This is a genomic window from Neoroseomonas terrae (assembly GCF_018129025.1).
Classification (GTDB): domain Bacteria; phylum Pseudomonadota; class Alphaproteobacteria; order Acetobacterales; family Acetobacteraceae; genus Neoroseomonas; species Neoroseomonas terrae.
Window position 1 is genome coordinate 47,790 of the sequence record NZ_JAAEDI010000030.1, and the last position, 26,529, is coordinate 74,318.

General features: G+C 70.8%; 27 protein-coding genes. 14 read left to right on the forward strand and 13 right to left on the reverse strand.

The window, feature by feature from the left end; genetic code table 11:
• Positions 1-209 precede the first annotated feature (209 nt).
• Together GXW78_RS23155 and GXW78_RS23160 are read right to left on the reverse strand one after the other, a co-directional pair.
• Entirely contained in the window at positions 210-1,553 is a 1,344-nt protein-coding gene (locus GXW78_RS23155) for a glutamate--cysteine ligase (RefSeq protein WP_211871275.1), read from the reverse strand.
• A 36-nt stretch (positions 1,554-1,589) separates the two neighbouring features.
• Positions 1,590-2,315 (reverse strand): 16S rRNA (uracil(1498)-N(3))-methyltransferase, encoded by a 726-nt coding sequence (locus tag GXW78_RS23160; RefSeq protein ID WP_211871276.1) that lies wholly within the window; start codon positions 2,313-2,315, stop codon positions 1,590-1,592.
• Positions 2,316-2,344: 29 nt separating this feature from the next.
• On the opposite strand from GXW78_RS23160, the gene ubiA reads away from it, so the two are divergent.
• Complete coding sequence (ubiA, locus tag GXW78_RS23165; RefSeq protein ID WP_211871277.1) at positions 2,345-3,244, forward strand: 4-hydroxybenzoate octaprenyltransferase; 900 nt, start codon at positions 2,345-2,347, stop codon at positions 3,242-3,244.
• A 47-nt stretch (positions 3,245-3,291) separates the two neighbouring features.
• On the forward strand, positions 3,292-3,882 hold the full coding sequence (locus GXW78_RS23170) for a class I SAM-dependent methyltransferase (protein WP_211871304.1): 591 nt from the start codon (positions 3,292-3,294) through the stop codon (positions 3,880-3,882).
• 18 nt (positions 3,883-3,900) lie between these two features.
• Here GXW78_RS23170 and GXW78_RS23175 read toward each other — a convergent pair whose 3' ends face one another.
• The 4 genes from GXW78_RS23175 to GXW78_RS23190 form a co-directional block, all read right to left on the reverse strand.
• The gene (locus GXW78_RS23175) at positions 3,901-4,650 is read right to left on the reverse strand and encodes an SDR family NAD(P)-dependent oxidoreductase (protein WP_211871278.1); all 750 of its coding nucleotides are present in this window, start codon (positions 4,648-4,650) and stop codon (positions 3,901-3,903) included.
• 391 nt (positions 4,651-5,041) lie between these two features.
• The gene (locus GXW78_RS23180) at positions 5,042-6,223 is read right to left on the reverse strand and encodes a JmjC domain-containing protein (RefSeq protein WP_211871279.1); all 1,182 of its coding nucleotides are present in this window, start codon (positions 6,221-6,223) and stop codon (positions 5,042-5,044) included.
• Positions 6,224-6,322: 99 nt separating this feature from the next.
• A complete protein-coding gene (locus GXW78_RS23185; protein WP_211871280.1) occupies positions 6,323-7,027 on the reverse strand; it encodes a hypothetical protein in 705 nt (234 codons plus the stop codon).
• A 150-nt stretch (positions 7,028-7,177) separates the two neighbouring features.
• A complete protein-coding gene (locus GXW78_RS23190; RefSeq protein ID WP_211871281.1) occupies positions 7,178-7,381 on the reverse strand; it encodes a hypothetical protein in 204 nt (67 codons plus the stop codon).
• Positions 7,382-7,518: 137 nt separating this feature from the next.
• Between GXW78_RS23190 and GXW78_RS23195 the strand changes: the two genes are divergently transcribed.
• From GXW78_RS23195 to GXW78_RS23215, 5 genes are all read left to right on the forward strand, one after another.
• Positions 7,519-8,478 carry a Bug family tripartite tricarboxylate transporter substrate binding protein gene (locus tag GXW78_RS23195; protein ID WP_211871282.1) on the forward strand — a complete coding sequence of 320 codons (960 nt, stop codon included), beginning with the start codon at positions 7,519-7,521 and terminating at the stop codon, positions 8,476-8,478.
• 12 nt (positions 8,479-8,490) lie between these two features.
• Positions 8,491-8,997: a tripartite tricarboxylate transporter TctB family protein gene (locus GXW78_RS23200; RefSeq protein WP_211871283.1), complete on the forward strand. Its 507-nt coding sequence runs from the start codon at positions 8,491-8,493 to the stop codon at positions 8,995-8,997.
• On the forward strand, positions 8,994-9,887 hold the full coding sequence (locus tag GXW78_RS23205) for a PhzF family phenazine biosynthesis protein (protein WP_211871284.1): 894 nt from the start codon (positions 8,994-8,996) through the stop codon (positions 9,885-9,887). The genes GXW78_RS23200 and GXW78_RS23205 overlap by 4 nt, the downstream gene beginning before the upstream one ends.
• A gap of 329 nt (positions 9,888-10,216) precedes the next feature.
• Positions 10,217-11,710, forward strand: a complete 1,494-nt coding sequence (locus GXW78_RS23210) for a tripartite tricarboxylate transporter permease (RefSeq protein ID WP_211871285.1) — start codon at positions 10,217-10,219, stop codon at positions 11,708-11,710.
• Positions 11,711-11,714: 4 nt separating this feature from the next.
• On the forward strand, positions 11,715-12,347 hold the full coding sequence (locus GXW78_RS23215; RefSeq protein WP_211871286.1) for a flavin reductase family protein: 633 nt from the start codon (positions 11,715-11,717) through the stop codon (positions 12,345-12,347).
• 278 nt (positions 12,348-12,625) lie between these two features.
• Here GXW78_RS23215 and GXW78_RS23220 read toward each other — a convergent pair whose 3' ends face one another.
• The 5 genes from GXW78_RS23220 to GXW78_RS23240 form a co-directional block, all read right to left on the reverse strand.
• Complete coding sequence (locus GXW78_RS23220; RefSeq protein ID WP_211871287.1) at positions 12,626-13,873, reverse strand: MFS transporter; 1,248 nt, start codon at positions 13,871-13,873, stop codon at positions 12,626-12,628.
• Between the two features lie 18 nt (positions 13,874-13,891).
• On the reverse strand, positions 13,892-15,553 hold the full coding sequence (locus GXW78_RS23225; protein WP_211871288.1) for a heparinase II/III family protein: 1,662 nt from the start codon (positions 15,551-15,553) through the stop codon (positions 13,892-13,894).
• Positions 15,550-16,212 (reverse strand): ribulose-phosphate 3-epimerase, encoded by a 663-nt coding sequence (gene rpe / locus GXW78_RS23230; RefSeq protein ID WP_338147828.1) that lies wholly within the window; start codon positions 16,210-16,212, stop codon positions 15,550-15,552. The genes GXW78_RS23225 and rpe overlap by 4 nt, the downstream gene beginning before the upstream one ends.
• Positions 16,213-16,730: 518 nt before the next feature.
• Complete coding sequence (locus GXW78_RS23235; RefSeq protein ID WP_211871290.1) at positions 16,731-17,339, reverse strand: pyridoxamine 5'-phosphate oxidase family protein; 609 nt, start codon at positions 17,337-17,339, stop codon at positions 16,731-16,733.
• A 315-nt stretch (positions 17,340-17,654) separates the two neighbouring features.
• Positions 17,655-18,374, reverse strand: coding sequence for an RluA family pseudouridine synthase (locus GXW78_RS23240; RefSeq protein WP_246522563.1), 720 nt, complete (start codon positions 18,372-18,374; stop codon positions 17,655-17,657).
• Between GXW78_RS23240 and GXW78_RS23245 the strand changes: the two genes are divergently transcribed.
• Complete coding sequence (locus GXW78_RS23245; RefSeq protein WP_211871291.1) at positions 18,373-19,278, forward strand: PfkB family carbohydrate kinase; 906 nt, start codon at positions 18,373-18,375, stop codon at positions 19,276-19,278. The genes GXW78_RS23240 and GXW78_RS23245 overlap by 2 nt on opposite strands.
• Before the next feature lie 468 nt (positions 19,279-19,746).
• On the opposite strand, the gene aqpZ is transcribed toward GXW78_RS23245, so the two are convergent.
• Positions 19,747-20,499: an aquaporin Z gene (gene aqpZ / locus GXW78_RS23250; protein ID WP_211871292.1), complete on the reverse strand. Its 753-nt coding sequence runs from the start codon at positions 20,497-20,499 to the stop codon at positions 19,747-19,749.
• Between the two features lie 85 nt (positions 20,500-20,584).
• Positions 20,585-22,174 (reverse strand): bifunctional metallophosphatase/5'-nucleotidase, encoded by a 1,590-nt coding sequence (locus GXW78_RS23255; RefSeq protein ID WP_211871293.1) that lies wholly within the window; start codon positions 22,172-22,174, stop codon positions 20,585-20,587.
• Positions 22,175-22,370: 196 nt separating this feature from the next.
• Between GXW78_RS23255 and GXW78_RS23260 the strand changes: the two genes are divergently transcribed.
• From GXW78_RS23260 to GXW78_RS23285, 6 genes are all read left to right on the forward strand, one after another.
• On the forward strand, positions 22,371-23,285 hold the full coding sequence (locus tag GXW78_RS23260; protein WP_211871294.1) for a sulfite exporter TauE/SafE family protein: 915 nt from the start codon (positions 22,371-22,373) through the stop codon (positions 23,283-23,285).
• A complete protein-coding gene (locus GXW78_RS23265) occupies positions 23,282-24,082 on the forward strand; it encodes a TIGR02186 family protein (RefSeq protein WP_211871295.1) in 801 nt (266 codons plus the stop codon). Before GXW78_RS23260 ends, GXW78_RS23265 begins: the two co-directional genes overlap by 4 nt.
• A gap of 10 nt (positions 24,083-24,092) precedes the next feature.
• Positions 24,093-24,599 carry a universal stress protein gene (locus GXW78_RS23270; protein ID WP_211871296.1) on the forward strand — a complete coding sequence of 169 codons (507 nt, stop codon included), beginning with the start codon at positions 24,093-24,095 and terminating at the stop codon, positions 24,597-24,599.
• Positions 24,600-24,812: 213 nt separating this feature from the next.
• Positions 24,813-25,382, forward strand: a complete 570-nt coding sequence (locus GXW78_RS23275; protein ID WP_211871297.1) for a NifU family protein — start codon at positions 24,813-24,815, stop codon at positions 25,380-25,382.
• A gap of 112 nt (positions 25,383-25,494) precedes the next feature.
• Entirely contained in the window at positions 25,495-26,091 is a 597-nt protein-coding gene (locus GXW78_RS23280; RefSeq protein WP_211871298.1) for a malonic semialdehyde reductase, read from the forward strand.
• Positions 26,092-26,216: 125 nt separating this feature from the next.
• Positions 26,217-26,529: hypothetical protein (locus tag GXW78_RS23285; protein ID WP_211871299.1), on the forward strand; the 313-nt coding region annotated here is incomplete at its 3' end.

Below are 26,529 nucleotides of genomic sequence, written 5' to 3' on the forward strand. Positions count from 1 at the left end.
CAGGAATGGTGGGGTCATCGTCATGCGCAGCGCCAGGGATTGCTCCCTGATGATGGGCACGGAGGTCGCGCCGGCATGGCAAAGGCCCGCCCCGCCCGGCACCAAGTCAGGGTTTCCAAAGGCCCTTCGGCCTTTGGCGGGGTGAGGTTTGGAGAGGGGCAGCGCCCCTCTCCAATTCCCTGGGAGCGACCTCGGCCGAGGTCAGCGCGTCAGACCGCCGCCTCGCCCAACACCTTGCCGACGTCACCGCCCCACGCCGTCGCGCAGCGATCCAGCCAGCGATCCGCCTGGGTCTGCCCGGTCGCCACGACGGCATCCAGCGGATCGAGGAAACCTGCCTCGTCAAACCCGCGCGCAACCAGCCCGCCGCGCGCGATGGCCAGCACGTCGCGCGCCACATCCAGCAGGCTGCGCCCGCCGATCGTCGCGGTCAGGCCGTCCTTCGGCACGGCTTCGCGCAGCGCGCGGATCTCGGCCACCGACCAGCCCTTCGTCAGCGCGCGCGCTGCCTTCTGCGCGGCGTCGTCGTAGATCAGCCCCACCCAGAAGGCCGGCAGCGCGTTCAGGAAGGATGGCGCGCCGGCATCGGCCCCGCGCATCTCGAGAAATCGCTTCAGCCGCACATCGGTGAAGACGGTGGTGACGTGGTCCGCCCAGTCGCCCATCGTCGCGGAGTAGTCCTTCAGCTTCTCCGCACGCCCTTCGAGGAAGGCGCGGAAGGACATGCCGGCGGCGTCGATCCATTGCCCGTCGCGCATGATGAAATACATCGGCACGTCGAGCACCCAGGCGGCGAAGCGGTCGAAGCCGAAGCCGTCCTCGAACACCACGGAGGGGATGCCGGTGCGGTCCGGGTCGGTGTCGGTCCAGACCTTGCCGCGCAGCGTGCGGTAGCCGTTGACCTTGCCCTCGGCGAAAGGGGAGTTCGCGAACAGCGCGGTGGCAAGCGGCTGCAGCGCGAGCGAGACGCGCAGCTTCTCGACCATGTCGGCCTCATCGCCGAAGTCGAGATTCACCTGCACGGTGCAGGTCCGCAGCATCATGTCGAGGCCCATATGGCCGACCCGCGGCATGTACTCGCGCATGATCGCGTAGCGGCCCTTGGGCATCCACGGCATCTGCTCCCGCGTTGCGATCGGGTGGAAGCCGAGCGGCGCGAAGCCGAGGCCAAGCGGCGCGGCGACCGCGCGCACTTCCTCCAGATGCTCGGCGAGTTCTGCGGCGGCCTCATGCATCGTCGCCAGCGGCGCGCCGGACAATTCGAACTGCCCGCCCGGTTCCAGCGAGACGGATGCCTGGCCGCGCTTCAGACCGATGGGGTTGCCGCGGTCGAGGATGGGCTCCCAGCCGAACCGCGTCAGCCCTTCCAGCATGGCGCGGATGCCATCGGGCTCATACGGCGGCGGGGCCAGGTCGGTCAGGCGGAAGCCGAACTTCTCGTGCTCGGTGCCGATGCGCCATTGGTGGCGCGGCTTGCTGCCGGCCGCGAACCATTCGGCAAGCTGACGCGCGGAGGTGATCGGCGTGGGATCCGACTCGCCAGGATTCGACATGCAGCCCTTCCGCGGTCGCCGCAGGACGCGGCGCGTTCAGATCCCGTCCCAGTCCCCCGCCAGTGCCTGGAGCACCGCTAGGCCCGCGACCGCCGCCGTCTCGGCCCGCAGGATGCGGGGGCCGAGGGCAGCCGCGGTAACAAAGGGACGACTTACGACATCGTCAAGTTCGCGCGTCTCGAAGCCACCCTCCGGCCCGACCAGCCAGCCAACAGGAAGCCTTGCTCCGGCTACGGCATGCCGCAGCGGCATTGCACCCCTGCGCTCGGCGGCGACGAACAGCGATCCCCCGTCCCAGGCATCCAGCGCGGCGTGAAGCGGCAGCGCGGCGGCGACGCGCGGCACCGACAGGCGCTCGCATTGTTCCGCCGCGCCGCGGGCGATCGCCGCGAGTCGATCCGTGTTCACCCGGTCGACGATGCTGCGCCGGGTCAGCACGGGCTGGATCACGGAAACGCCGAGCTCGGTCGCCTTCTCGACCACCCAGTCCAGCGCGTCACGCTTGATCGCGGCCACCAGCAGGCGGAGGTCGGGTTCGGGCGCGGCGTCACGCAGGCGGCCTTCCACGGCGAAGGCACAGCGGTCCTTCCTCAGCGCGGCGATGCGCGCTGCGAACTCGCCGTCGCGCGGGTTGAACACCGCCACCGCATCGCCTGGGCCGCGCCGCAGCACGGTGCCGAGGTGATGCGCCTGGGCCGGCGTGCCGGGAAGTTCGGCGCCCTCGGACAAGGGCGCATCGAGGAAGAGTCGCGGGGTGGACATGCAGGGTCTCCACAGCCTCTATACGCCGCGTGAGTGGATACACCGACATCCGCGCCGGTGGCTGGGTGGCCCGCCTGCCCGAGGGCTGGCGGCCTTACGCGCTGCTCATGCGGCTCGACCGGCCGATCGGGTCCTGGCTGCTGTTCCTGCCCGGGCTGTGGGCCTTCGCCATGGCGGCGCCGTCCTGGGGGCGGGGGCTGTGGCTGACGGCGCTGTTCGGCGCTGGCGCCGTGCTAATGCGGGGCGCGGGCTGCGTCGTGAACGACCTCTGGGACCGCGACATCGACCGCCAGGTGGAACGCACGGCCGGGCGGCCGCTGGCATCCGGGGCCGTGCGACCGAAGCAGGCCCTGGCCTTCCTCGCCGGCATCCTGGCGCTGTCCCTCCTCATCCTGCTCATGCTGCCGCCGGCGGCGATCCTGCTGGGCGTCGTGTCGCTGGTGCCGGTGGTGCTTTATCCTCTGGCCAAGCGCGTCACGGACTTCCCACAGGCGGTTCTCGGCGTCGTCTTCTCCTGGGCCGCGCCGATGGGATATGCGGCGGCGACCGGTGGGCTGGATGCCGCGGCCGTCGCGCTTTGGGTGGCCGGGCTGTTCTGGATCCTGGGCTACGACACGATTTACGCGCATCAGGACCGCGAGGACGATGCGCTGCTCGGCATCGGCTCCACTGCCCTGCGCTTCGGGGAGCGGACGCGGCCTTTCCTCGCCGCCTGCTATGGCGTCACGCTCGGGCTGCTCGTGCTCGCAGGGTGGCTTGGCGGCCTGTCAGCGTGGTTCGTTCCGGCCATGCTCCTGCCGGCGGCGCTTCTGGCACGGCAGGTCGTGCGGCTCGACATCCACGACCCCGCACTGTGCCTCATGCTGTTCAAGGCCAATCGCGAGGTCGGCCTCGCCATCGCGCTCGCCTTCCTGATCGGCCGGCTGTGAGCCCGGAGGATTTCGTGCGCGCCCACACCACCGTGGGGCGGGCGCCGATGGTGCCGGAGATCGCGCTGTACCTCGCCACCGAGATCACGCCGATCTGGCAGGCGACCGAGGACTGGCTGAAGGAGCGCAACATCGAGCCCCCCTTCTGGGCCTTCGCCTGGCCCGGCGGCGTCGCGACGGCCCGGCTGCTGCTCGACGAACCCGCGCGCGTCGCCGGCAAGCGGGTGCTGGATTTCGCAGCCGGCTGCGGCATCGCGGCAGTGGCGGCGGCCATGGCCGGCGCGGCGGCGGTCGAAGCCGCCGAGATCGACCCGCTGGCGCTCGCCGCCGTGCGGATCAACGCCGCGCTGAACGGCGTGACGGTCGCCGCGCCGGCGGGCGACATCGTCGGCGCCGCCTGCCGGTGGGACGTCATCCTCGCCGGCGACGTCTGCTACGAGGCGCCCATGACCGCGCATATCCTGCCCTGGCTGCGCCGCATGGCCGCGGACGGTGCGGATGTGCTGCTGGCCGACCCCGGCCGCGCCTACCTGCCGGCCGAGGGCCTGCAGCCGCTGGTCCGGCACGCCGTGGCGACGACCCGGGAACTCGAGGACCGCACGCAGCGCGACGTGACCATCCACCGCCTGCTGCCCTGACGCCGCCCGTCCGGAGGGTCAGACCACCACCCCGCCGCTGACATGCAGCAACTGCCCCGTGACGTAGGCTGCGCCCGGTGACGCCAGGAAGGCGATGGCCGCCGCCACGTCGTCCGGCGTGCCGAGACGCCCCATTGGAATCCGCGCCGCGATCGCATCCCACTGCGCCTGCGTCATCGCCGCATGCGCGCCGGGGTCCTTGCGCGTGTACCCCGGCACCACGGCATTGACCGTGACGGACGGCGCCCATTCCAGCGCCAGTGCGCGGACCAGTGCCTCCACCGCGGCCTTCGCCGCCGCCGAGGCGGGGAAGGCCGTCACGTCGTTGCGGAACAGATGCGCGACGAAGGAGGAAACGGCGACGAGCCGCGGGTCCCTGCCCTGCCTGAGGATCGGCCCGGCCTCCCGCGCTAGCCGCAGGAAGGCGAGTGCGATGGCGTCATGGCTTCGCGCGAAGCCCTCATCGGTCAGCGCGGCGACCGGCGTGCGATCCGCGAAGCCGGCATTGGACACCACCACGTCCAGCCCGCCGAGCAGTTCCGCTGCCTCCTGCACCGCACGCTCTGGCGAGCCGGGTTCGGCCAGGTCGCAGAAGACCTCATAGGCAACGGCGCCGCGGGCACGCACCGCCTCCGCCGTCCGGGCCGCGCCTTCCCGATTGCCACGGGTATGCACCGCGATCGCCACCCCAGGGGCGGCCAAGGCCCGGCAGGCCGCCGCGCCGATGCCACTGGCGGCACCGGTAACAAGGATGTTGCGGTCGGCCATGCGTTGCTGCCCCTGCTGGATGATCGGCCACTATAGGCAGCGTCGCGCGGGGCGGGAGGGCGCGGGTTCTGGCGGCTGGGCATTCTCGCCGACAGTCGGAACGGGGAAGGGCTTTGCCCCTCCCCGGACCCCTCCCCAGCAAAGGCCGAAGGGCCTTTGCAAACCTCCTTCTGGCACCGTGCGCCGCACGGTCAGGAAACGGAACCGGCGCCCGCCCTGCGCACGAGGCACCTCAAGGGGGCAGCGCGCCCCGCTATGCCCGGCACCAACAGATTGCGGTCCAGGTGCTCCAAGCACCTGGCGGGGTGGTTCGGAGGGGCAGCGCCCCTCCGATCTTCAACGGTGGAAGCAGCAAGGTCATCACCCCTTCCCCCATCGGCACGCCGCCCGGCTATGCCCGTTCCAGCAGCCCAAGCCCCGCGAGCCGCCGGCAGAACTCCAGCGCCTCCCCGCCCAGTTCCATCGCCGTCGCGCCGTCCTCCAGCGCCATCAGCCAGCCGAGTTCTTCAGCCGTCACCTTCTCGATTCCGCCGTACCAGCGCAGCACCGCGCCTTTGCCGTTCGGGAATGGCACCAACGTATGGTGCATGGTCTCCGACAGCCGCAGCCGGTCGTCTGGCCCGGGTGGCGGCGTGTGCAGGGTGCGACCGGGCAAAGACATACGGTCGCGCGCGATGCGGTCCAGCGCCGCCATGGTCAGCCGGTCGGCGATATCCGGCCGCGCCAGCGCCGCCAGCGCCGAGGCCAGGCGGTCCTGCACCATCGCCGTGCCGCCGGGCTCGGCGAGGCGCCAAGTCGGCATGGCGGCGCGCAGCGCGGGCTCCTCGGCTTCCAATTCGGCGAACAGATTGCGCAGCATCTCGCCGAGGCCGGGCTCCATCAGCCCGATGGTGATGTGCAGCGATGGCTCGCCGCCATCCTGCACCATCGCCTCATGCATCACCCCGCGCGGGAGATAGAGCGTGTCGCCCGGCGCCATCGCCAGCGCATGGGGCTCGCCTTCCGTCCCGGCGTTGTTCGCCCAGGGCGTGTGGCGCGTCGGCGCGGCGAAGGGGATGTTGTCCCACACGCGCCACGCCTTGCTGCCGGACACCTGCATGACCAGCACGTCGTGGGTGTCGTAGTGCACGCGGAAGCCCTGCGCGCCGGGCGGTGTCAGGTAGATGTTGGCCTGCACGCCGTGCAGGAAGGCCTTCTCCAGGCCGCGGCAGAACTGCGCGAGCGGCGGATGGCTGTCGTGGAACTGGGAGACGATGAGGCTCGCCCCGGCGTCGTGGCAGGCAAACAGCGCCGGCAGGTCGACGCGGTCGCCGCCTTCCTCGATGTAGTCGTCGACCGGCAGCGCGGCGCTGCCCTTGCGCGCGCCGTCGGCCATGGAAACGCGCGGCGTGCGTGCCGCATCGGTGCGCAGGAAGGCATCGAGATCAGCGACGGACAGTAACTCGGCGAAGCGGTCCGGGTCGTTGCCCGGCATCAGGCGCCAGGCCGTACCCTCGCGCATCGCCATGCCGTCCTCCAGGGACAGGGTGCCGAAGGCCAGTGACCAGGCTGCCTCGGCCGCGGTGACGCTCATCGTGATCCTCATCCGCGCCGGGCAGCTTGCGGCCGGTCGCCTTCAGGAAAGAAACGGGGGATTGGTCGCTGGCCGGACCGGTTGCGATCCGGGCCGGCTTTACTTGCGCGGGGCGCCGCCGCCGCCGCGGCCCTGCCCGGCGCCGTCGTTCGGGTCGGAATCGGTGATGCCCGTGCCGCCTCGCTGGCGCCATCCGCTGCCGTAGCCCGACGGATCCGTAGGATCGCCGTCATTGATGCCGGTATAGGGCCGGCCCTGCGTCCGCGGCGCCTGGCGATAGCCACCACGGCCATTGCCTGGCGCGTCATTCGGGTCGTTGTCGGTCAGCCCGGTGCGAGACCCGCCGCGATAGCCGCCACGGCCAGCACCGGGAGGATCGTTGGGGTCGCCATCGGTCAGACCCGTGCGCGGTCGCCCGCGAGAGCCGCCGCGGCCGTTGCCCGGCGGATCGTTCGGATCCCCGTCGGTCAGGCCGGTGCGCGAACCGCCGCGGTAGCCGCCACGGCCATAGCCGGCCCCGTCATTGGGATCCGAATCGGTGATGCCGGTCCGTGGGCGCCCGCGATAGCCCCCGCGGCCATAGCCCACGCCGTCGTTCGGGTCGGAGTCCGTGAGGCCGGTGCGGTACTGCGCAAGCGTCGGCTCGATCGCTTCCGCGGCCCGCCCGGCGGCCGTGGTGGCAACACCGAGCGCTGCGATCCGCAGCACCAGCAGCCGCCGCCCCAGGGCCCTGCGCGCAGGCTCCGGCCGCGCTTCCTCGCCCTCGGCCGGCGGCGCGCCGTGCGGCGCATGCCTCTCGGTCATGGTCATCCCTCTCAACCCCTGCGCCATCATCGTGCGGAGGCCCCGTTCCCGGCAAGCGGTACGAAAGCGAAAGGCGTGAGGCAGCGCACCGCTGGCGGTTCACCGCCGGTGTGATCGAAGAAGCCGGTGCCGCCGGGCGGCGGCAATTCGTCAGCGACGGCGCGGCGGCGCGAAGGTGTCGCTGTCCGTCGGTTCCGTCGGCCGAACCGTCCGCTGGTCCATGCCCTGGGCGGTGGGCAGGCGGTGGCCTTTCAGATCGCTGACCGCCATGGGGAGGGTGGCAGCGCCGGCCGTCGAGACGGTCGGCAGCAAGAGGCGACGATGGAGACGGGACGGCGTGACGGGGCAGGTCATGCAAGGGATTATTTGCGAATGCGTCGCAATATCCCAGACCTCACCCAGGTTGCGCAAGCCCGAATTCTTCCCGTTTGCGCGGGGCGCGGGCCCGTCGCATGCTGCCATCGCCAGGGGAAACGACCGGACCGCACGCCATGACCCATCGCCGCAGCCTTCTCGCCGCCACCCTCACCCTCGGCACCCTGCCGCGCCTCGCCGCCGCGCAGCAGCGCTTCGCGAGCCTCTACGTCTTCGTACCGGCCGGGCCGGGCGGCGGGTGGGACGGCCTCGGCCGCGCCATCGAGCAGGCCGCGCGCGCATCCAGCCTGGTCGGCACCTTCCAGTTCGAGAATGTCGGCGGCGCCGGCGGCATGGTCGGGCTGCCGCGCTTCCTCTCCCAGCGGCGCGGCCGCGCGGATTCGCTGATGATCGGCGGCTCCGTCATGGTCGGCGCGGCGCTGACCAACAAGACGCCGGTGTCTCTGCAGAACACCGTGCCCGTCGCGCGCATGACGGAGGAAGCCGGCGTCATCATCGTGCCGGCCAACAGCCCGTACCGGACCATCACGGAACTCGCCGACGCGCTGAAGGCCAACCCCCGCAGCGTCGCGGTCGCCGGCGGCAGCGCCGGCGGGACCGACCACATCATCCTCGGACTGATGCTGCAGAAGCTCGGGCGCCAGCCGCGCGAAGCCTCCTTCGTCGCCTTCCCCGGCGGCGGACCCGCGCAGGCCGCGATCCTCGGCGGGCAGGTCGCCGCCGGCATCTCCGGCTGGTCGGAATTCTCCGAACAGATCAAGGCCGGCCGCGTGCGCGCGCTGGCGACGACCGGCGAGCGCCGCCTGGATCCCGACGTGCCGACGCTGAAGGAAAGCGGGCTCGACGTGGTCGCGACGAACTGGCGCGGCGTGTTCGGCGCGCCCGGCATCAACGCCACACAGCGCCAGGCGCTGGTGGACCTGATGACCGCGATCCACGCCTCCGAGGCTTGGCGTCGCATCCTGGCCGATCGCGGCTGGGAGGACGCCTTTCTGACCGGCGCGCCCTTCGACCAGTTCCTCGAACGCGACCGCAGCGAGACCGAGAGCGTGCTCAAGGATCTCGGGCTCGCCTGACCGGCGATCGCCATGAAGCACGCTGCGCTTCCCGATCTCACGGTCGGCCTCGCCGTCACCGCGCTCGGCGTGCTGACGGCCTGGCTGACCTGGGTCATTCCCGTCACGCCGGTCTATGCGGTAGTCGGCCCGAAGCTGGTTCCAGCGGTCGTCGCCGCGGCGCTGGTCGTGCTGGGGCTGCTGCTGTGCGGCTCGGCGCTCCGCGGCGGCTGGAGCGCGAAGCTGCCGGAGGTGCAGGACGCCGGCCCGCCGAACCTCGTCTCGATCGGCTGGCTCTGCCTCGGCATGGTGCTGAACCTCGTGCTGATCGTGCCGCTCGGCTTCGCGATCGGCGCCGCGGTGCAGTTCGTCTGCACGGCGCGCGCCTTCGGGTCCCGCGCGCCGCTGCGTGATGCGATCATCGCGCTCATCGTCTCGCTCGGCGCCTTCTTCCTGTTCGTCGAGGCGCTGGGCGTGAACATCGGCGCCGGCGTGCTGGAAGGCGCCATTCTGCGAGCATTGGGTCAGGAGGTGCCGTGAGGGCGTTCCGCTTCGTTACCGTCGACGTCTTCACCGACCGTCGTTTCGGCGGCAATCAGCTCGCGGTGTTTCCCGATGCGCGCGGGCTGTCGGATGCCGAGATGCAGTCCCTCGCCGCCGAGTTCAATCTGAGCGAGACCACCTTCGTCCTGCCCCCGGAGAAGCCGCACAACAGCGCACGCGTGCGTATCTTCAACCGCGTTGCGGAGATGCCCTTCGCCGGCCATCCGAATGTCGGCACCGCCTATGTGCTCGGCCGCGAAGACGAGGCGAGCCCTCGCACCTATCGCTTCGAGGAACCTGCGGGGCTCGTTGAGGTGGCGCTGCTGCGTGACGAGACAGGCCGCGTGCTTGGTGCGGAGGTGGCAGCGCCGCAGCCGCTGCGCGTCGGAGCCGAGCTGCCCGTCTCCGTCGCCGCCGCCTGCGCCGGCTTGTCGAAGGATGCGATCGTCACCGCCCGGCACGTGCCGACGCTCGCGACCGATGGCGGCAATCCACGCCTGCTGACGGAGGTGACGCGCGAGGGGCTGACGGCCGCCGCGCCGGACCTCGGCGCGTTCCGCCGCGCGGTGGAGGCATATCCCGACCAGACGCGCGGATTCCTCTCGCTGTACCTGTACTGCCGGGACGGCGCACAGGTGCGGACGCGGATGTTCTCGCCGCTGACAGGCACCTGGGAAGATTCGGCGACCGGCAGCGCCGCGACGCCACTGGCCGGCTTCCTGCTGTCGCTCGACGGCGGGGACGACGGTGCCTGGGAAATGCTGCAGGGCGTGGAGATGGGGCGGCCGTCGTTGCTCCTGGCGGGCGCGCGGCGGACGCCGGAAGGCATCCGCGCGCGCGTCGGCGGGCATTGCGTGCCGGTGCTGCGGGGCGAGGCGGTGCTGTGATGGCGTCGGGGGGCCAGAGAGGGGCTCTGCCCCTCTCCGGACCTCTCCCCGCCAAAGGCCGAAGGGCCTTTGGAAACCGATACTTGGTTCCGGGCCTGTCGGGTGGTCGTGACCGGGGCAGATCGCGTCGCGTCGACGGCCGCGCGAAACGCCATGGACAGGATCGGCACCAAGACCCACTTCTGCACGGACGGCGTATCGCCGGGATCGGCACGCCTGTCGTGCCCTCCGCCAGATCGAGGTTTCCAAAGGCCCTTCGGCCTTTGGTGGGGGAAGCTCGAAGGGGGCAAGGCCCCCTTCGTCCCTTCCAGAGACAGGGCTAAGCCATCATGGACTCCCTCTCCGGCCTCGCGCTCGGCTTCGGCAACGCCTTCTCGCTGGTCAATCTCGGCTGGGCTCTGCTCGGGTGCTTCCTCGGCACCGCGGTCGGCGTGCTGCCGGGCATCGGACCGGCGCTGACGATCGCGCTGCTGCTGCCCATCACTTTCCAGGTCAGCGCGACGGGCGCGTTCATCCTGTTCTGCGGTGTCTTCTACGGCGCGATGTATGGTGGCTCGACCACCTCGATCCTGCTGAACACGCCGGGCGAGAGCGGGTCGATCATCACCGCCCTCGAAGGCGCCAAGATGGCGCGGAACGGACGCGCCGGGCCGGCGCTCGCGACCTCGGCCGTCGGGTCCTTCGTGGCGGGCACGGTGGGGACGCTCGGCATCGCGTTCCTTGGGCCGGTCATCGTTGAATGGGCGCTGGTACTCGGGCCAGCGGAATACTTCTCGCTGATGGTGCTGTGCTTCGTCACCGTGTCGGCGGTGCTCGGCTCCTCGCCGATCCGCGGTCTGACGTCGCTCGCCTTCGGGCTGATGCTGGGGCTGGTCGGCGTGGATCTGCAGACCGGGCAGCCGCGATTGACCTTCGGTGTCCCGGAACTGCTCGATGGCGTGAACGTCGTGCTGGTGGCCGTCGCGCTGTTCGCGGTGGGCGAAGCGCTGTTCATGGCCTGGAACTACCATGCGGGTAAGACCGAGGTGCTCGAGGTCGGTCGCCTGATGCTGTCGAAGCAGGACCTGAAACGATCCTTCTGGCCCTGGATGCGCGGCGCGGGGCTCGGCTTTCCCTTCGGCGTGCTGCCGGCGGGCGGCACAGAGATGCCAACGATGTTGTCCTACTACGCCGAGCGGAAGCTCGCGAAGCCGGAGTACGCGAAGGAGTTCGGCACCACCGGCGCGATCGAGGGCGTGGCGGGGCCGGAGGCCGCGAACAATGCGGCGGCCGCCGGCATCCTGGTGCCGATGCTGACGCTGGGTCTGCCGACCAGCGCGACGGCGGCGATCATGCTGTCCGCCTTCCAATCCTACGGCATCAACCCCGGCCCGCTGCTGTTCACGCAACAGGCGGAGCTGGTGTGGACGCTGATCGCATCGCTGTTCATCGCGAACGTGATGCTGGTCGTGCTGAACCTGCCGCTGGTGGGCCTGTGGGTGCGCATCCTGAAGATCCCGGTGCCGCAGCTCTATGCGGGCATCCTGGTGTTCGCGACGATCGGCACCTACGGCATTTCGAACAGCGTCATCGACCTCGTCATCCTCTACACGCTCGGCGTGATGGCGATGTTCATGCGGCGCTTCGACTTCCCCGTTGCACCTGTGGTGATCGGCATGATCCTGGGACCGATGGCGGAACAGGCGCTGCGCCAGGCGCTGACGATCAGCCAGGGCGACTGGTCGGTGCTGGTGACACGGCCGGGCAGTGCGATCATTCTGGCATTCGCTGCGCTTGCGCTGCTGGGACCGCGCCTCTACGGCGCCTTCGCACGGAGAGTTTGATACCTTGTTCTACGACCCCCGCAACGGCCACGGCCTGCCCTACGACCCGTTCAAGGCCATCGTCGCGCCGCGGCCCATCGGCTGGATCTCGACGCTGGATGCGCAGGGGCGGCCGAATCTCGCACCCTACTCCTTCTTCAACGCTGTGCTGTCGCGACCGCACATGGTGATGTTCACCACCGAGACGATGAAGCACAGCGCAGCGAATGCGATCGAGACCGGCGAGTTCGTCTTCAACCTCTGCCCGCGAACGCTGTTCGACGCGATGAACATCTCCTCCGGCCTGCTGCCGGAAGGCGAAAGCGAATTCGAGGCGGCAGGGCTCGAGATGGCGCCGTCGCAGAACGTGAAGGCGCCGCGCGTCGTGGGGACGCCGGCCGCGCTGGAATGCCGGGTGACGCAGACCTTCCCCTTCCTGGACCTGAACGGGAAGGAACTGCTGGGGTCGATGGTGATCGGCCAGGTCGTCGGCGTGTATATCGACGACGCCTTCATGCGGGACGGCCGCTTCGACACCGCTGCCGCCCAGCCGGTCGCCCGCTGCGGCTATCGCGACTACACGGCGGTGACGGAGATGTTCCAGGCGCTGCGCCCGAGCGATGGCGGGGCCTATGTGGCGGGGCAGCGGGATCGGTAGAGCGCTGGAAAAATCCACGCTCCGCGGCGCCGACCTCGGACCGGAACCCCGGCGCCCTTGCGACCAGTGCGATCAGCGACACGATCCGGGCCGAGACGGTCCGGCTCCGGTAGGGGGGAGAACCGGGAGGCGGCCGGGGCCCATCATCGCCGGGTGGAGGCAACGGCCTGCGCCTCGCCAAGTATCGCGTGTTCTGATGGCACGCTTCGGCGCTACGCTCCTCACTTGGTCGAGGACCTTCGCGCCGCGCCCTCGACCTACTGCTGACCGGCTTCTGATCAGCCCCGCACCGGCCGAACCGTCGCGAGGATCGCCGCGCCGACGGCCAGGAACACCAGCACTGTCGCCATCCCCGCGCGCTGGCTGCCGGTCGCCGCCGTCACCGCGGCCAGCGCGGCCGGGCCGAGAAAGCCCGTGATGCGCCCCGACAGGGCGAACAGCCCGAAATGGGCCGCGATCTCACCTTCCGGCGCCATGCGCGCCATCAGCGCGCGCGACGCCGCCTGCGCCGGGCCCATGAAGATGCCGAGCGCCATGGCCATGCCCCAGAACACCGCCTTGCTGTCCGTCAGCAGCAGTGCCGTGCCGAGCGCGATCATGGCCACGAGCGCGATCATCACCGTGGGCTTGGAGCCCAGCCGGTCCTCGACCAGCCCGAACCCGGCCGCACCCAGCCCGGCCGTGACGTTCAGCGCGATGCCGAACAGCAAGATTTCCTCGAAATCCATGCCATGCACGCCGGCGGCGAAGACCGCGCCGAAGGCGAACAGCGTGTTAAGCCCATCGGTGTAGAACAGCCGGGCGATCAGGAAGCGCATCATGGCAGGTCGCCGCGGCAAGCCGCGGAGCAGGTTCTTCGTCTCGGCCACCGCGCCGGTCACCGCCGCGCGGATCGACAGGCGCTGCCCGGGCTGATCGGGCACGAAGGCCAGCACAGGCCAGCCGAACACCACCGTCCAGGCGGCCACGAGCAGCGCCGTCGCCCGGACATGCTCGGATTGCGACCGGTCCAGCCCAAACAGGGCCGGATCGGGCTGCACCAGCAGCACCAGCGACACGGCGAGGCAGGCGAGCCCGCCCGCATATCCCAGCCCCCAGGCCAGGCCCGAGACGCGGCCGATCTGCGCCGGTGCTGCCACCTCCGGCAGCATCGAATTGTAGAAAACCGTGCCAAGCTCGAAGGCGACGGTGGCGATGCCGACGCAAACCAGCAGCCACAGCGCCCAGGAGGCATTCGGCTCGGCGTACCACACCAGCGCGGTGAAGATAGCGGTGACGAGGGTACAGCCCGCCAGCAGCGCCCGTCGGTGCCCACCACGATCCGCGATCGCTCCCAGCAGCGGCGACAACACCGCGATGGCGAGCGCCGCCAGCGTCTGCATCCAGCCCCACTGTGCCTGGCCGGTCGCCGGGTCCGGCGCCACGCCCTGCGTGAAGTAAGCGGCGATGACGAAGGTGGAGACCACCGTGGGAAAGGCGCTGTTCGCCCAGTCGAAGGACGCCCAGGCAAAAGCCTTGCGGGTCATGCGGACGGGTTCGGCCCGCTACTCGACAGCGGGCGTCGTGCCCGGGGCGGGCATGGACACGCGGGTGATCGCCCATTGGATGGAGGTCTCGCCCTCCTCCGCCAGCAGCACGACCTGCGACGACCGGCGCGGTTCACCGCCCAGGTAGACGCTGTCCTCGAGTGCGACGCGCGCACCCTTCGCGCGGATCTTCCAGCCGATGCCGGAGGGCAGCCGCAGCAGCGCCGCGCTTTCGTCCTGCAACAGTGAAGCGACGACGCCCGGATGCAGGTGAAAGCGCAGGGAGAAGGTCGGCACGGGGGCGTCGCCGGGGATCTCGACCATATCCTCGCCGCGCAGGTCGTCACCGGATTCCGCGAGATACAGCCGGCGGCGGTGCACCGCGCCGAAGGCGCGGCGCCAGCCATCGTGGCTCGCTTCCAGCCATTGCGCGCCGCCCGATTCGTGGCGCGCCGTCTCGACCTGCTCCGGCCGGCGACCGAGGCCCTCGAGGCGCAGCTCGGAGGAATTCGTGTCGGACAGCACCAGCGTCGAATGCGCCGCCGTGGCGCGCAACGCGTCGCGCCAAGCTTCCTCGGCGGCCGGGGCGGCGCCGCAGTTCACGATCAGCCGGTCGCGTCCGACCGACATCTCGAAGGCCAGCGTGCCGGCATGGGCGAAGCGATCGGCGCCCGCCGGCAGCCCGCCATCGCCGCCCGCCGATGCGCGCGGCGTCGGCGGCGCGCCGGTATCCGCGATCACCAGGGTGCGCCCGGCCTGCAATCGCTGGAAGCCGGTTTCCGGCAGGTCGAGCGGTGCCCGCCCGCGCGCCTGGCCCTGCGTCAGCACCAGGTCGAGCAGCGCCGAGCCTTCATCCCGCGTGCCATTGAACAGGGCGAGCCCGCCATCGCCATGGCGGAACAGCCGCAGGGCCGGCGCGGCGCGATCCAGCACCGCGGCCAGATGCGGCGGCGGTTCCATACCCGCGCCATGCAGAAGGTTGCGGATCTCGATCAGGTCCTGCAGCGCAACAAGCTGCATCAATGGCGAGCGTTCGACATGCCCGCCATCCGGATGGAACTGGCGCTCGATCTCGGCGGGCAGGAAGCGGGCGGCGCGCTGGAGGTAGGCTTCTTCCTGCAAGGCGATCGCCGCGGCCATGGCGCCCTTCAGCGCGGCGAGCGCGCCGCGGTGCTCCGCCTCCGCCGGCAGCGCGGCCGAGAGGTCCCGCGCATCCTGCGCCAGGCGGGTCATCACCGCGCGGCGGAAGGCGTCCTCGGAGGTCGCGGCGAAGAAGTCCCAATGGCCGAGCCAGGCCGAGAGCCGCGAGCCCACGACTTCCGGCGCGTCCGCCACGGCCTCGTCGGCGCCGCGGACCAGCCAATCATCGGTCAATGCCCGTGCGTGCAGTCGCGCCGCATCGGTCCCGAGCGCGCGCAGATCCCGCATCCAGGCGAAACCATGCGCCGCCGCCCTCCAGGGCGCTGTGCCGGAGGCGCTGTCCCAGCCCTCCCCGCCCGGCAGGCCGATGCGCAGGATGCGTGCGGTGCCGAGCGTCTCGAACTCGCCGCGCAGCAGCCGCGCGCCGCGCGCCGGGTCGCCGGGCCACAGGTCACGGAAGGCACGCGCCGGCGCATCCGGCACGCGTACAGGCTTCAGTCGCGCGAGTTTCTGCCGGGCCCCGCGCAGGATCCCGATCATGCGGCCGCCCCGCGGATGGCAGCGATCGCTGCCGCATAGTCGGTTTGCCCGAACACCGCCGTTCCGGCGACCAGGACATCGGCCCCGGCCTCGATGCAGGACCGCGCCGTCTTTGCGGTCACGCCGCCATCGACCTGGAGGTGGATGTGCCGGCCCGTCGCATCGATCATCCGCCGCAGCGCAGCGATCTTCGAGAGCTGGCTCTCGATGAAGGACTGCCCGCCGAAGCCCGGGTTCACCGACATCACCAGGATGAGGTCCGTCAGGTCCAGCACATGCGCGACGGCCTCGACCGGCGTGGCCGGGTTCAGCACGACGCCGGCCTTCTTGCCCAGCGCCCGGATGGTCTGCAGCGAACGATGCAGATGCGGCCCGGCTTCCGGATGCAGGCTGATCAGGTCGGCCCCAGCCTCGGCGAAGGCCGCCAGGTACGGATCGGCCGGCGCGATCATCAGGTGCACGTCGAAGGGAATGGTGGTGCGCTTGCGCAGCGCCTTCACCACGACCGGACCAAAGGAAATGTTCGGGACGAAATGCCCGTCCATGATGTCGAGATGCAGCCAGTCGGCGCCGGCGGCGGCGATGGCTTCCACCTCCTCGCCCAAGCGGGAGAAGTCGGCGGCAAGCAGCGAGGGGGCGATCAGCGGCGAAACGGGCACGAAGCGGTTGTAGCCGCTTGGGTTCCGGCGCGGCAACCAGGGCATTCGAATCGGGGAATACGCCCTGCCGCAGGCGGCGCAGCAGCGCCCGGGACCCGGGCGAGAGATCGCCCCGGCTGGCCCCATCGTTCACTTTGGATTTGCAGGGGCGCCGCCTTCTTCAACCTGTCCTGGCAGGGGCGAAGGGCCTTCCTAAGACCTCGCATTCTTGCAGCCGTCGCAGATCGGGCGCGACCTCTCCGAACCACCCCGATGCCTATGGTGCTTGGAGCACCTGGACCGCAATCCATTGGCGGCCGGCCGCAACAGGCACGCCGGACCTTCCGCGCACGCGTCATGCGCAAAAAGCCGGCTCGGGCACCGTTCCGGCCCGCGGCGCGCGGCACCAAGTCGAGGTTTGCAAAGGCCCTTCGGCCTTTGCTGGGGTGGCTTGGAGGGGCAAGGCCCCTCCAACGGCAACAGCGGAAGTGACGGGGAGGCCTCCGCCACGCTCACCTTGGCCGCAGGCGGCGCCCCGCTCACCCGCCGCGCAGACGCGCGACCTCCACTTCGAGCGCCGCGATGCGTTCGTCGCGCTCGGTGATCGCGCGCAGCACCTCCTCGGCGTCGAAGCGCTGCGGGATATGCTGGTGGCAATTCGTGTCCCAGGCGGTGACGCGGATGATGATCGCCTGTTCGGCACGGGCAGTGGTGCCGTCGGGCACCAGCGTCTGCAGTAGCGCCGGGTCGTCCGTCACCACGCGCGCCTCACCCCAGATCTTCACCCGCCGCTGCTGCGCGTAGTCCATCAGGAACAGCTGCACGCGCTGGTTCTCGGACAGGTTGCCGAGTGTGATGTACTGCCGGTTTCCGGAGAGATCCGCAAAGGCCAGCGTCTCCGCGTCCAGCACGCGCAGGAAGCCCGGGGGGCCGCCGCGGTGCTGGATGTAGGGCTGGCCTTCGGCGCTTGCGCTCGCCAGGTAGAAGCTGCGCGTCGCGGCGATGAAGCCGGCGAGGTCCGGCGTGATCTCGGTCCGCCAGCCGCCACGACGTTCCATGCGCGCATAGCCTTCGCGCGATCCGCGGGCGGCCTGGATCGCCTTCACGGCAGGGGAGAAGGCGACGTTGCTGGACGGCGTGATATCCATGATCGGCCTCCGGCCTGGGATGGCGGCAACGCGCGTGCCCGGCCGCGATGTTACGCCGCGCGGGCGATGGTGGGGAACTCGGATCGGAAGACGCGCGGCGCCGGGCGGACTGCGCCGTCACGGCATACGGCAGGGACGCGCGCCTTTCCGTGCGGCGCCGGTCCAAGTCTGGGGCCGCGAAACGCAGATAGTTTCCTAACCGTACCGGTGATCGCGGAGTTCGAACCGCCGCCCTTTCCGATCCGGCTCGTCTGCCCCTCCGCACCGCTGCTGTCGGCGAAGGTGCGCCGCTGGTGGAACTGCGCGACTGGCGCTTCACGGCGCTGCCGTCGCGTCCCAGCCGCAGGCGCGCAGCGCAGCGTCCATGTGCGGCGGGACCGGCGCCGTCGCTGCCAGCGGCGGGTCGATGGGCAGGGCGATGGCCCGCGCCAGCAGGTGCAGCCCGCCGAACCCGGGGTCGCCATAGACGGGGTCGCCCAGCATCGGCCAGCGCTGGGCGGCGGCATGAACCCGGAGTTGGTGGGTCCGGCCGGTCTCGGGCCGCAATTCCACCCACGCCATTGCGGGACCGCGGCCGAGCACACGCCAACGTGTGACGGCACGCTGACCGTTGGGATGCACCTCCATCCGCCAACCGCGCGCGGCGCTGCTGACCTTGTGCAACGGCGCGTCGATCACCCCCGCATCCTCGGCCGGCCCGCCGCGGACCACCGCCCAATAGGTCTTGTCCACCTGTCCGGCCGCGAAGGCCCGTCCCAGGGCGGCCAGCGCCGGCTTGGTCCGCCCCAGCACCAGGCAGCCCGCCGTGTCGGCATCCAGCCGGTGCGCCGGCTGGGGCAGGTGCCGCTTGCCCATGCGCAGCGGCTCCAGCCAGTCCTCGATCGACGCGCCGCCCCGTGGGCCTCGATGCACCGGCAGGCCGGCGGGCTTGTCCAAAACCAGCGCATCGTCGCGCAGGACCAGGATGCGCGCGGCAATGGCCGGCGGGGCGGGTTGGCGCGGCGCGGCCGGACGTGGGAGCCTGCCGCGCATCATGTCCGGATCACCTGCCGCCCCTCTCGTCATCTGCCTCGGCAACGTCGTCGCCGACCACACCTTCCGCGTCGAGGACATACCTCAGCCGCCCGCGAAGATCGCCGCCCGGTCCTACAGCATCGGACCGGGCGGCATGGCCGCCAATGCAGCGATTGCGGCAGTACGGCTCGGCGGCCGCGCAGCCTTCTGGGGCCGGGTCGGGGATGACCTGAACGGCGAGCCCCTGGCGGAGGCGCTGGCCGCGGAAGGCCTGGACATCAGCGGCCTGCGCCGCGTCCCGGGCGGGCGCACGCCGGTCGGCGCCGTGCTGGTGGACCCGCGCGGCGAACGGACGATCATCTCCTTCCGCGGCGCCGGCCTCGGTACCGATCCCGGCTGGCTGCCGCTCGACAAGGTGCGGGAAGCCGGCGCGCTGTGCTGCGACCCGCGCTGGCAGGAAGGCGTCGCCGCAGCGGCCGCCGCGGCCCGGGCCGCCGGCGTCCCGGTCGTGCTGGACGGGGAACGCAGCGAGACCCGCATCCTGGTGGATCTGGTGCCCCGGGTGGATCACGCGATCTTTTCCGTTCCAGGGCTGGCCAACTTCGCGCCGGGCTGCTCGCCCGAGGAAGGGCTGCGGCGTGCGCTGGCGAGCGGCCCGGTCCAGCTCGCGGCGGTGACGCAGGGGGAAAACGGCGTTCTGTGGCTGGTGCCGGGGGCCGCGAAGGCCGAACGCATGCCGGCCTTTCCGGTGGAGGCGACCAATACGACGGGCGCCGGCGACGTCTTCCACGGCGCCTATGCTCTCGCGGTCGCCGAGGGCATGCCGGTGCCGGTCGCGATGCGCTTCGCCTCGGCGGCCGGCGCATTGCGCGCGCGGGACGGCGCAACACCGGACCGCGCGATGGTGGATGGGCTGCTGAGGTAGTGCCGCCGGAAAGGGCGGACATCAGCTCGGCGGATGAGTGGTGAGGGACGCCGTTCCTATTCGGACCTCAGCCCGACGGCCTTCGTGGTGAACCCCGTACTCCGCTGTGGAATTGGAGGGGCTTTGCCCCTCCAAGCCACCCCACCAAAGGCCGAAAGGCCTTTGGAAACCTCAACCAGCCGCGGTGCGCGTTTGCCGGGATGAGTGCCGAGGACCGCTCTTGCGCACGACATGCGGTTTGAGGGTTTGGCACGGGCGCCGCGCCCCGCACCAGTGCCGGCGGTCCAGGCCACACCGTGGCCTGGCGGGGTGGTCTGGAGGGGTAGCGTCCCTCCAGTTCCTGGCCGCGCCCTGCGATTGCAAGCGTCCCGCCTTCCGGCGCTCAATCGGCGCTTCCGCTGGCGCTACTATACAACGTCATGGTGGCGCTGAGGGTCGGAGAGGGCCGGAGCGCCTCTCCGATCCAAATCAGCGTTGTACATTCCCGCTTGGCAGGCCCTGCCTGACGGGCTCCCGCCCCTCGATCTGCGCCGTCTCCTCCGGCCACAATCCGCGTGCGACGAGGCCCGCGACCACGGCGCCAATGATCGGTGCCACCCAGAACAGCCAAAGCTGCTGCACTGCCCAACCCCCGACGAACAGCGCCGGGCCGGTGCTGCGCGCCGGGTTCACCGAGGTGTTCGTCACCGGGATGCTGATCAGATGGATCAGCGTCAGCCCGAGCCCGATCGCGATCGGCGCGAAGCCCACCGGCGCCTTGCCGTGGGTCGAACCGAGGATGATCAGCAGGAAGAAGAAGGTCATCACGACCTCGCAGATCAGCGCAGCGTTCATGCTGTACTGGCCCGGCGAATGGTCGGCATACCCGTTCGACGCGAAGCCGGCGGAGACGTCGAATCCCGCCTTCCCGCTGGCGATCAGGAACAGGATGCCCGCGCCGGCGATCCCGCCCAGCACCTGCACGACGATGTAGGGAATCGCCTCCCCGGCCGGGAACCGCCCGCCGGCGACCAGCCCGATCGTCACCGCCGGGTTCAGGTGGCAGCCCGAGATGTGGCCGATCGCATAGGCCATCGTCAGCACCGTCAGGCCGAAGGCGAAGGAAACGCCGAGCAGCCCGATGCCGACCTGGGGAAAAGCCGCCGCCAGCACGGCGGCGCCGCACCCGCCGAGAACCAGCCAAAGCGTGCCCAGGAATTCGGCTGTCAACTTGCGTGACATGCATTTCGCTCCCGTGATTGATCCGACAACGATACGCTATCGCAGATCATCTCCGAGGGAAACGGCGTGCCGCCGCCATGGGCGGTCAGCGCACGCCGATGCGCCCGTCCAGGGCGATCGCGCCCGTGCGCCCGGCGGCGATATAGTCGGCCAGCGCGTCATCCACCGGCACACCGGCGTCATAGGGGTCCAACGCGCGCTCGCGGAACGGGGCGTAGCCATCGCCGCCGCGACGCATGAAGTCGTTGGTCGCGACGCGATAGACCCGCCCCGGGTCGAGCGGCGCGAAGCGCCCGCCCTGCGCCACCTCCACCGCGCGCACGCGGCTGCCGGCGGCAGCCGCCGGGTCCCACACGACGCGCAGCCCGGCCACCTGCGGGAAGCGCCCCGCCGTGCCGGCACCCTGCGAAAAGCCGTTCTCCAGTGCCGCCAGCACGTCCGACCCGCGCAGTCCCATGGTGGCGACGGTGTTGCCGAAGGGCAGCGTGGTCAGCACGTCGCCGAGCGTGACCAGCCCGCCCGGCAGCCCCGCGCGCAGCCCCCCGCCGTTGGTGATCGCGATCTCGGCCCCCGGGGCGCGAGCGAGGATCGCTTCCGCGACCAGGTTGCCGAGCAGGCATTCGCCACGGCGACATTCGGCATTGCCCATCTCGGCCGGCAGGGTGCCGACGGGGCGGCGGCGCGTCTCGGCCAGCGGCCGGGCGAGTTCGGCGATGAGGGCGGCAACGCGCGCATCCTCGGGGAAGCCGGTACCGATCGGCGCGCAGGCGCCGCCCGTCGCGACCACGCGCCCATCGGCCGCGAGGTCGAGGTCCAGCATGCCGAGGAAGCGGCCATAGGCACCGGTCTGAACGATGCGCACCCTGCGGTCCGGCCCGTCCACCAGCACCGGCATCGGGCCCTCCGCATCCGGCTCGTCATTCGCGAGGAGCGTGTGCGAATGGCCCCCCACGATCACGTCGAGCCCGGCGACCTCCGCCGCCATCTGCCGGTCGGGGCCGTAGCCGAGATGCGACAGCAGCACGATGGTCGCGGGGCCGGTCGCGCGGATTTCGGCGATGGCGCGGCGGGTGGCCTCGGCCGGGTCGGTGAAACGCAGGTTGCGGCCGGGGGAGGAGAGCAGCGGCGTTTCCGGAGTCGTCACGCCGATGAAGGCGAGCCGCGCGCCGCCGCGCACCGTTTCCCACCAGGGGCGGGTGCGGCCGCCCAGCACCGGCTCAGCGCGCGTGTCGATATTGGCGGCTAGGATCGGGAAATCCGCGCCGGCGATGAAGGTTGCGAGGTTCTCCGGGCCGTTGTCGAACTCATGGTTGCCGAGGGTCATCGCCTCGCAGCCCCAGGCCTTCATGACCTGGAGTTCCGCCGCGCCGCGGTACTGCGTGTAGAACAGGCTGCCCATGAACTCGTCGCCGGCATCGATGGCGACGGCGCCGCGCCCCGCCGCGGCAGCTTCCGCCTTGGCCGCCGCAATCGCGCCGACCAGCCGCGCCGAGCCGCCGAGGCAGGCTTCATCCGCGCGGCAGCCCGCCCCGGTCGCGCGGACGACCGGTTCGTGGCGGCTGTGGAAATCGTTCACATGCACGAGGCGCACCTGGTGCGCAGCTTGGGCCGAAGGCCGCCGCAGCGCCGGCACCGCCAGCGCGGCGCCGAGCAGGAGGCGTCGGGACAGCATCATGATGGTCGGTGCCTCCTGGCCGGCGTCGGAGCGCCGCCCGCGCAGCATGCGCCGAACCAGGCGCGAGCAAAAAGGGGCTTCCTTGCCGCACTGCCGCAATCCTGCCGCGACCAATGCCGATTGTGCCTTGTCGCTTCGACCCACGGGGTTCAAACCCGGCGGGAGGAAGTTTTTTTGCAATCGAGGCCCGGACGGGATGCAGGTCTACCTGCCGATCGCCGAAATGAGTGTGGATGGCCTGCTGCTGCTGGGCATCGGTTTCGGCGTGGGCTGGCTCTCAGGCCTGTTCGGCGTGGGCGGCGGCTTCCTCCTGACACCGATCCTGATCCTGATCGGCATTCCGGCGCCGGTCGCCGTCGCCTCGGGCGCGAACCAGACGCTTGGCGCGTCGGTGTCGGGGCTGATGGCGCAGTGGCGGCGCGGCAATGTCGATGTCCGGATGGGGACGGTGCTGCTGGTCGGCGGCTTCATCGGTTCAGGGCTCGGCGTGCAGCTCTTCGCGGTGCTGCGCCGCGCCGGGCAGGTCGACCTCGCCGTCGCCATCTTCTACGTCGTCATCCTGGGCACGGTTGGCATGCTGATGGTGCGGGAGAGCGTGCGCGCCATCCTGCGCCGCCGCCGCACCGGCGCCGCGGCAGCTCGCGCGCATGAGCACACCTGGCTGCACGGCCTGCCCTTCAAGATGCGCTTCCGCAAGTCGCGCCTCTACATCTCGGTGGTGCCGCCGCTGCTAGTCGGGATGGCGATCGGCGTCCTGTCCGCGGTGATGGGCGTGGGCGGCGGCTTCATGCTGGTGCCGGCGATGATCTACCTGCTCGGCATGCCGACCTCGGTGGTCATCGGCACCTCGCTGTTCCAGGTCGTCTTCGTCTCGGCCAACGTCACGCTGCTGCAGGCGGTGCAGGTGGGCAGCGTCGACATCGTGCTGACGATGCTGCTGCTGGCCGGCGGCGTCGCAGGCGCCCAGTTCGGCGCCGCCATGGGGACAAAGCTGCGCGGGGAGGAAACGCGCGCGCTGCTCGGCATGCTGGTGCTCAGCGTTGCGCTCGGCCTGCTCTATGACCTGGTACGCACGCCTGACAGCCTGTTCGTCATCGGACCGGTACCGTGATTCGCGGGGCGATGCTGGTGCTGCTGTGCGCGCTGGCCGGCGGGGCGCGGGCGCAGGCGCCGCTCGTGCCGCCGCCCGCGGCCGCGCCGCCACCGCCCTCGGTCGCGGCGAACACGCCGCAGCTCACGGCCGATCTGTCGACCAACCAGGTCGAGATCTCGACCGGCTTCACCGGATCCTCCGTCATGGTGTTCGGCGCGACCGAGCGCCTGATCGGTCCGCAGACGGATGAGGACGTTATCGTCGTCGCCTGGGGCCCGCCGCAGGCGACGGTGGTGCGACGGAAGGTGAACGTTCTCGGCTTCTGGCTGAACGGGCCTTCCGCGACCTTTCGGGAAATGCCGGGCTTCTACGCCATCGCCGCAACGCGCCCGGTCTGGCAGGTCCTGCCGGAAGACGCGCGCCGGGCGGGGCGGCTCGGCCTCGATGCGCTGCCGCTGCGGGCGTCGGGCAGCCAGGCGCCGGCCTTCCGCGCCGCGCTGCTGGAGTTGAAGCAGGACGACGGCCGCTGGCAGGAATATGCATCGCCGGTCACGGTGGCGGGCGGGCGGCTGTTCAGCGCCCGCATTTCCTTCCCCGATACGGTCCAGACGGGCGATTACCGCATCGAGGTGCTGCTGGTGCGCGAGCAGCGCGTGATCGCGCGGCAGGAACTGTTCCTGCGGGTGGACCGGGTGGGCACGGCGGCGTCGATCGCCTACGTCGCGCATACCCAGCCCGTGATCTATGGTGTCGGCTGCATCCTGCTCGCCGCCCTGGCCGGGTGGCTGGGCAGCGTGATGTTCCGCCGTAGTTGAGGTCCCTGCGATGCCCGGAAGCGAGGAAGCCGCCGCCGCCACCACCGCCGCCAAGCGCGACCGCATCTTTCTTGTCGTGGTGGATGACAGCCCCGAGCGCGCCATCGCGTTGCGCTACGCCTGCCTGCGTGCGCGCAAGGGCGGCGGCCGCGTCGCGCTGCTGCGGGTGATCGAGCCGGTCGGCCTCGTGGAATGGGCCGGCGTCGGAGTGATGATGCAGGAGGAACGGCGGGAGGAGGCGGAGAAGATGCTCTCCGCCCTGGCCGCCGAGGTGAACGAGATCACCGGCGGCTTCCCGATCCTGATCATCCGCGAAGGCGAGGCGCGCGACGAGCTGCTGAAGCTGCTGGAGGAGGATCCGCGCATCTCGATCCTCGTCCTCGCGATGGCGGCCGACAGCGGGGGGCCAGGGCCGCTGATCACCGCGCTGACCGGGCGGTTCGCCAGCCGGCTGACGGTGCCGATGACCCTGGTACCGAGCTCGCTGGACGAGAAGGAACTCGACCGGATCACGTGAGTTTTCGCGCCGTCGGACCGTGGGCGGCCGGCATCCGCCGCCTTGCCTTCGCGCCAGGCGAGGGGCGCTGGCGGCGTTGGTGGTCTGGGCGCGTTCGCGGCGCGCGCTCCGGGATCGCGGCAGGGCCGCGAGCAGTGGGGAGCTTCGGCGGTTGCACCCCTCCCTATTCCGGACCACATAGGTCGGGAATCAGGACCACACCGGAACGTCGTCATGTTCATCGAGACCGAAGCCACCCCCAACCCCGCCACCCTGAAGTTCCTGCCGGGCCGGGACGTGCTGGGCGTCCGCGGCACGGCAGATTTCACCGCCGCATCCGATGCCGCCGGCCGCTCGCCGCTCGCCGAACGGGTCTTTCTGGTGGGTGACGTCGCCCGCGTCTTCTTCGGTAGCGACTTCGTGACCGTCACGAAGGCCGACGATGCCGATTGGACCACCCTGCGCCCGCGCGTGCTCGGGGCCATCATGGAACACTTCCTGTCCGGCATGCCGGTGCTCGAGGATGGCGAGGCCGAGGGCGAGCATGGCGAGGATTTCGACCCCGCCGATGGCGAGGTCGTCGCGCAGATCAAGGAACTGCTGGACACGCGGGTGCGCCCGGCCGTCGCCGGCGACGGCGGCGACATCGTCTTCCGCGGCTTCCGCGAAGGCATCGTCCGGCTGCACATGCAGGGTGCCTGCTCCGGCTGCCCGTCCTCCCGCGCCACGCTGAAGCACGGCGTCGAGAACATGCTGCGCCACTACGTGCCGGAGGTCGTCGCGGTGGAGCAGGTCGAGGCCTGACCGCGACCCCTCATTCGCGGGGCTGATCGCTGCCTCGCCCGCGGCCCCTGGCGGGGTTGCGGCAATGCGGCTTATGCGGTGCGATCAGCCGACCGACATGCAGGACACCGCTATGGCTCATGAGACCCTCGACGACGCCGCCCTCGACCAGCTGTTCCGCGAGGCGCGGACCCAGAATGCCTGGCAGGACCGGCCGGTGCCCGATGCCAAGCTGCACGAGTTGTACGACCTGCTGAAGTTCGGGCCCACCAGCGCGAACGCGTCCCCTGCCCGCTTCGTCTTCGTCCGCACGCCGGAAGGCAAGGCGAAGCTGAAGGAGGCTCTGTCGGCGGGCAATACCGAGAAGACGATGAAGGCGCCGGTCACGGCGATCGTCGCCTATGACCTCGAATTCTATGACCAGCTTCCGGTGCTGTTCCCGCACTCGCCGGATGCGAAGAACTGGTTCACCTCGAGCCCGTCCTTCGCCGAGCAGACGGCCTTCCGCAACGGTTCCCTGCAGGGCGCGTACCTCATCCTGGCCGCGCGCGCGGTCGGGCTCGATGCCGGGCCGATGAGCGGCTTCAACAATGCGAAGGTGGACGAGCTGTTCTTCGCCGGCACGCGGTGGAAGTCGAACTTCCTGGTCAATCTCGGCTATGGCGAGCCCTCTGGCCTGTTCCCGCGGAATCCGCGCCTGTCCTTCGACGAGGTCGCGCGGATCGAGTGATCCGCATCGCAGCGCCGCATCGCGGGGCGGAAATGCTTCACCCCGCGATCGGCCGGATGCTTGAAACGCGCGCGCCGTCGGACGATCCTCAGACCGACAGTCATTTCCGGCAGGGACGCTCCCCCATGTCTCGACGCCTTCTGACCACCGCCGCCGCGCTGATCGGGCTGATGACCGCGCCCGATCTGGCCACCGCACAGAAGGGTGGCACTGAGAGCCGCCCGGCGGTGATGCCGTTCGGGGCGGTGGGCAGCGACGGCGCAGCCGCCATCGGGGCCGGGTTGCGGCTGTTTCCCAATGCCGGGGCCGGCGCGGTGATGCCGCCCTCGCCCAGCCCGACACCGATCGCCGTGCCGCCCCAGCCGCAGCCCGTCGTGCCGTCCGGCGTGAAGCCCGCCGGCGCGACCGGGCCGATGCTGCTGCCGGGCGGCAAGCCCG

Coding starts and splice junctions, on each gene's coding strand:
- GXW78_RS23195 (WP_211871282.1), top strand. CDS start 7,519: ATGACCCATCGCCGCAGCCTTCTCGCCGCCACCCTCACCCTCGGCACC.
- GXW78_RS23280 (WP_211871298.1), top strand. CDS start 25,495: ATGGCTCATGAGACCCTCGACGACGCCGCCCTCGACCAGCTGTTCCGC.
- GXW78_RS23260 (WP_211871294.1), top strand. CDS start 22,371: ATGCAGGTCTACCTGCCGATCGCCGAAATGAGTGTGGATGGCCTGCTG.
- GXW78_RS23175 (WP_211871278.1), bottom strand. CDS start 4,650: ATGGCCGACCGCAACATCCTTGTTACCGGTGCCGCCAGTGGCATCGGC.
- GXW78_RS23270 (WP_211871296.1), top strand. CDS start 24,093: ATGCCCGGAAGCGAGGAAGCCGCCGCCGCCACCACCGCCGCCAAGCGC.
- GXW78_RS23225 (WP_211871288.1), bottom strand. CDS start 15,553: ATGATCGGGATCCTGCGCGGGGCCCGGCAGAAACTCGCGCGACTGAAG.
- GXW78_RS23190 (WP_211871281.1), bottom strand. CDS start 7,381: ATGACCTGCCCCGTCACGCCGTCCCGTCTCCATCGTCGCCTCTTGCTG.
- GXW78_RS23155 (WP_211871275.1), bottom strand. CDS start 1,553: ATGTCGAATCCTGGCGAGTCGGATCCCACGCCGATCACCTCCGCGCGT.
- GXW78_RS23275 (WP_211871297.1), top strand. CDS start 24,813: ATGTTCATCGAGACCGAAGCCACCCCCAACCCCGCCACCCTGAAGTTC.
- GXW78_RS23170 (WP_211871304.1), top strand. CDS start 3,292: ATGGTGCCGGAGATCGCGCTGTACCTCGCCACCGAGATCACGCCGATC.
- GXW78_RS23200 (WP_211871283.1), top strand. CDS start 8,491: ATGAAGCACGCTGCGCTTCCCGATCTCACGGTCGGCCTCGCCGTCACC.
- GXW78_RS23240 (WP_246522563.1), bottom strand. CDS start 18,374: ATGATGCGCGGCAGGCTCCCACGTCCGGCCGCGCCGCGCCAACCCGCC.
- GXW78_RS23180 (WP_211871279.1), bottom strand. CDS start 6,223: ATGAGCGTCACCGCGGCCGAGGCAGCCTGGTCACTGGCCTTCGGCACC.
- GXW78_RS23220 (WP_211871287.1), bottom strand. CDS start 13,873: ATGACCCGCAAGGCTTTTGCCTGGGCGTCCTTCGACTGGGCGAACAGC.
- aqpZ (WP_211871292.1), bottom strand. CDS start 20,499: ATGTCACGCAAGTTGACAGCCGAATTCCTGGGCACGCTTTGGCTGGTT.
- GXW78_RS23245 (WP_211871291.1), top strand. CDS start 18,373: ATGTCCGGATCACCTGCCGCCCCTCTCGTCATCTGCCTCGGCAACGTC.
- GXW78_RS23210 (WP_211871285.1), top strand. CDS start 10,217: ATGGACTCCCTCTCCGGCCTCGCGCTCGGCTTCGGCAACGCCTTCTCG.
- GXW78_RS23235 (WP_211871290.1), bottom strand. CDS start 17,339: ATGGATATCACGCCGTCCAGCAACGTCGCCTTCTCCCCTGCCGTGAAG.
- GXW78_RS23255 (WP_211871293.1), bottom strand. CDS start 22,174: ATGATGCTGTCCCGACGCCTCCTGCTCGGCGCCGCGCTGGCGGTGCCG.
- GXW78_RS23185 (WP_211871280.1), bottom strand. CDS start 7,027: ATGACCGAGAGGCATGCGCCGCACGGCGCGCCGCCGGCCGAGGGCGAG.
- GXW78_RS23160 (WP_211871276.1), bottom strand. CDS start 2,315: ATGTCCACCCCGCGACTCTTCCTCGATGCGCCCTTGTCCGAGGGCGCC.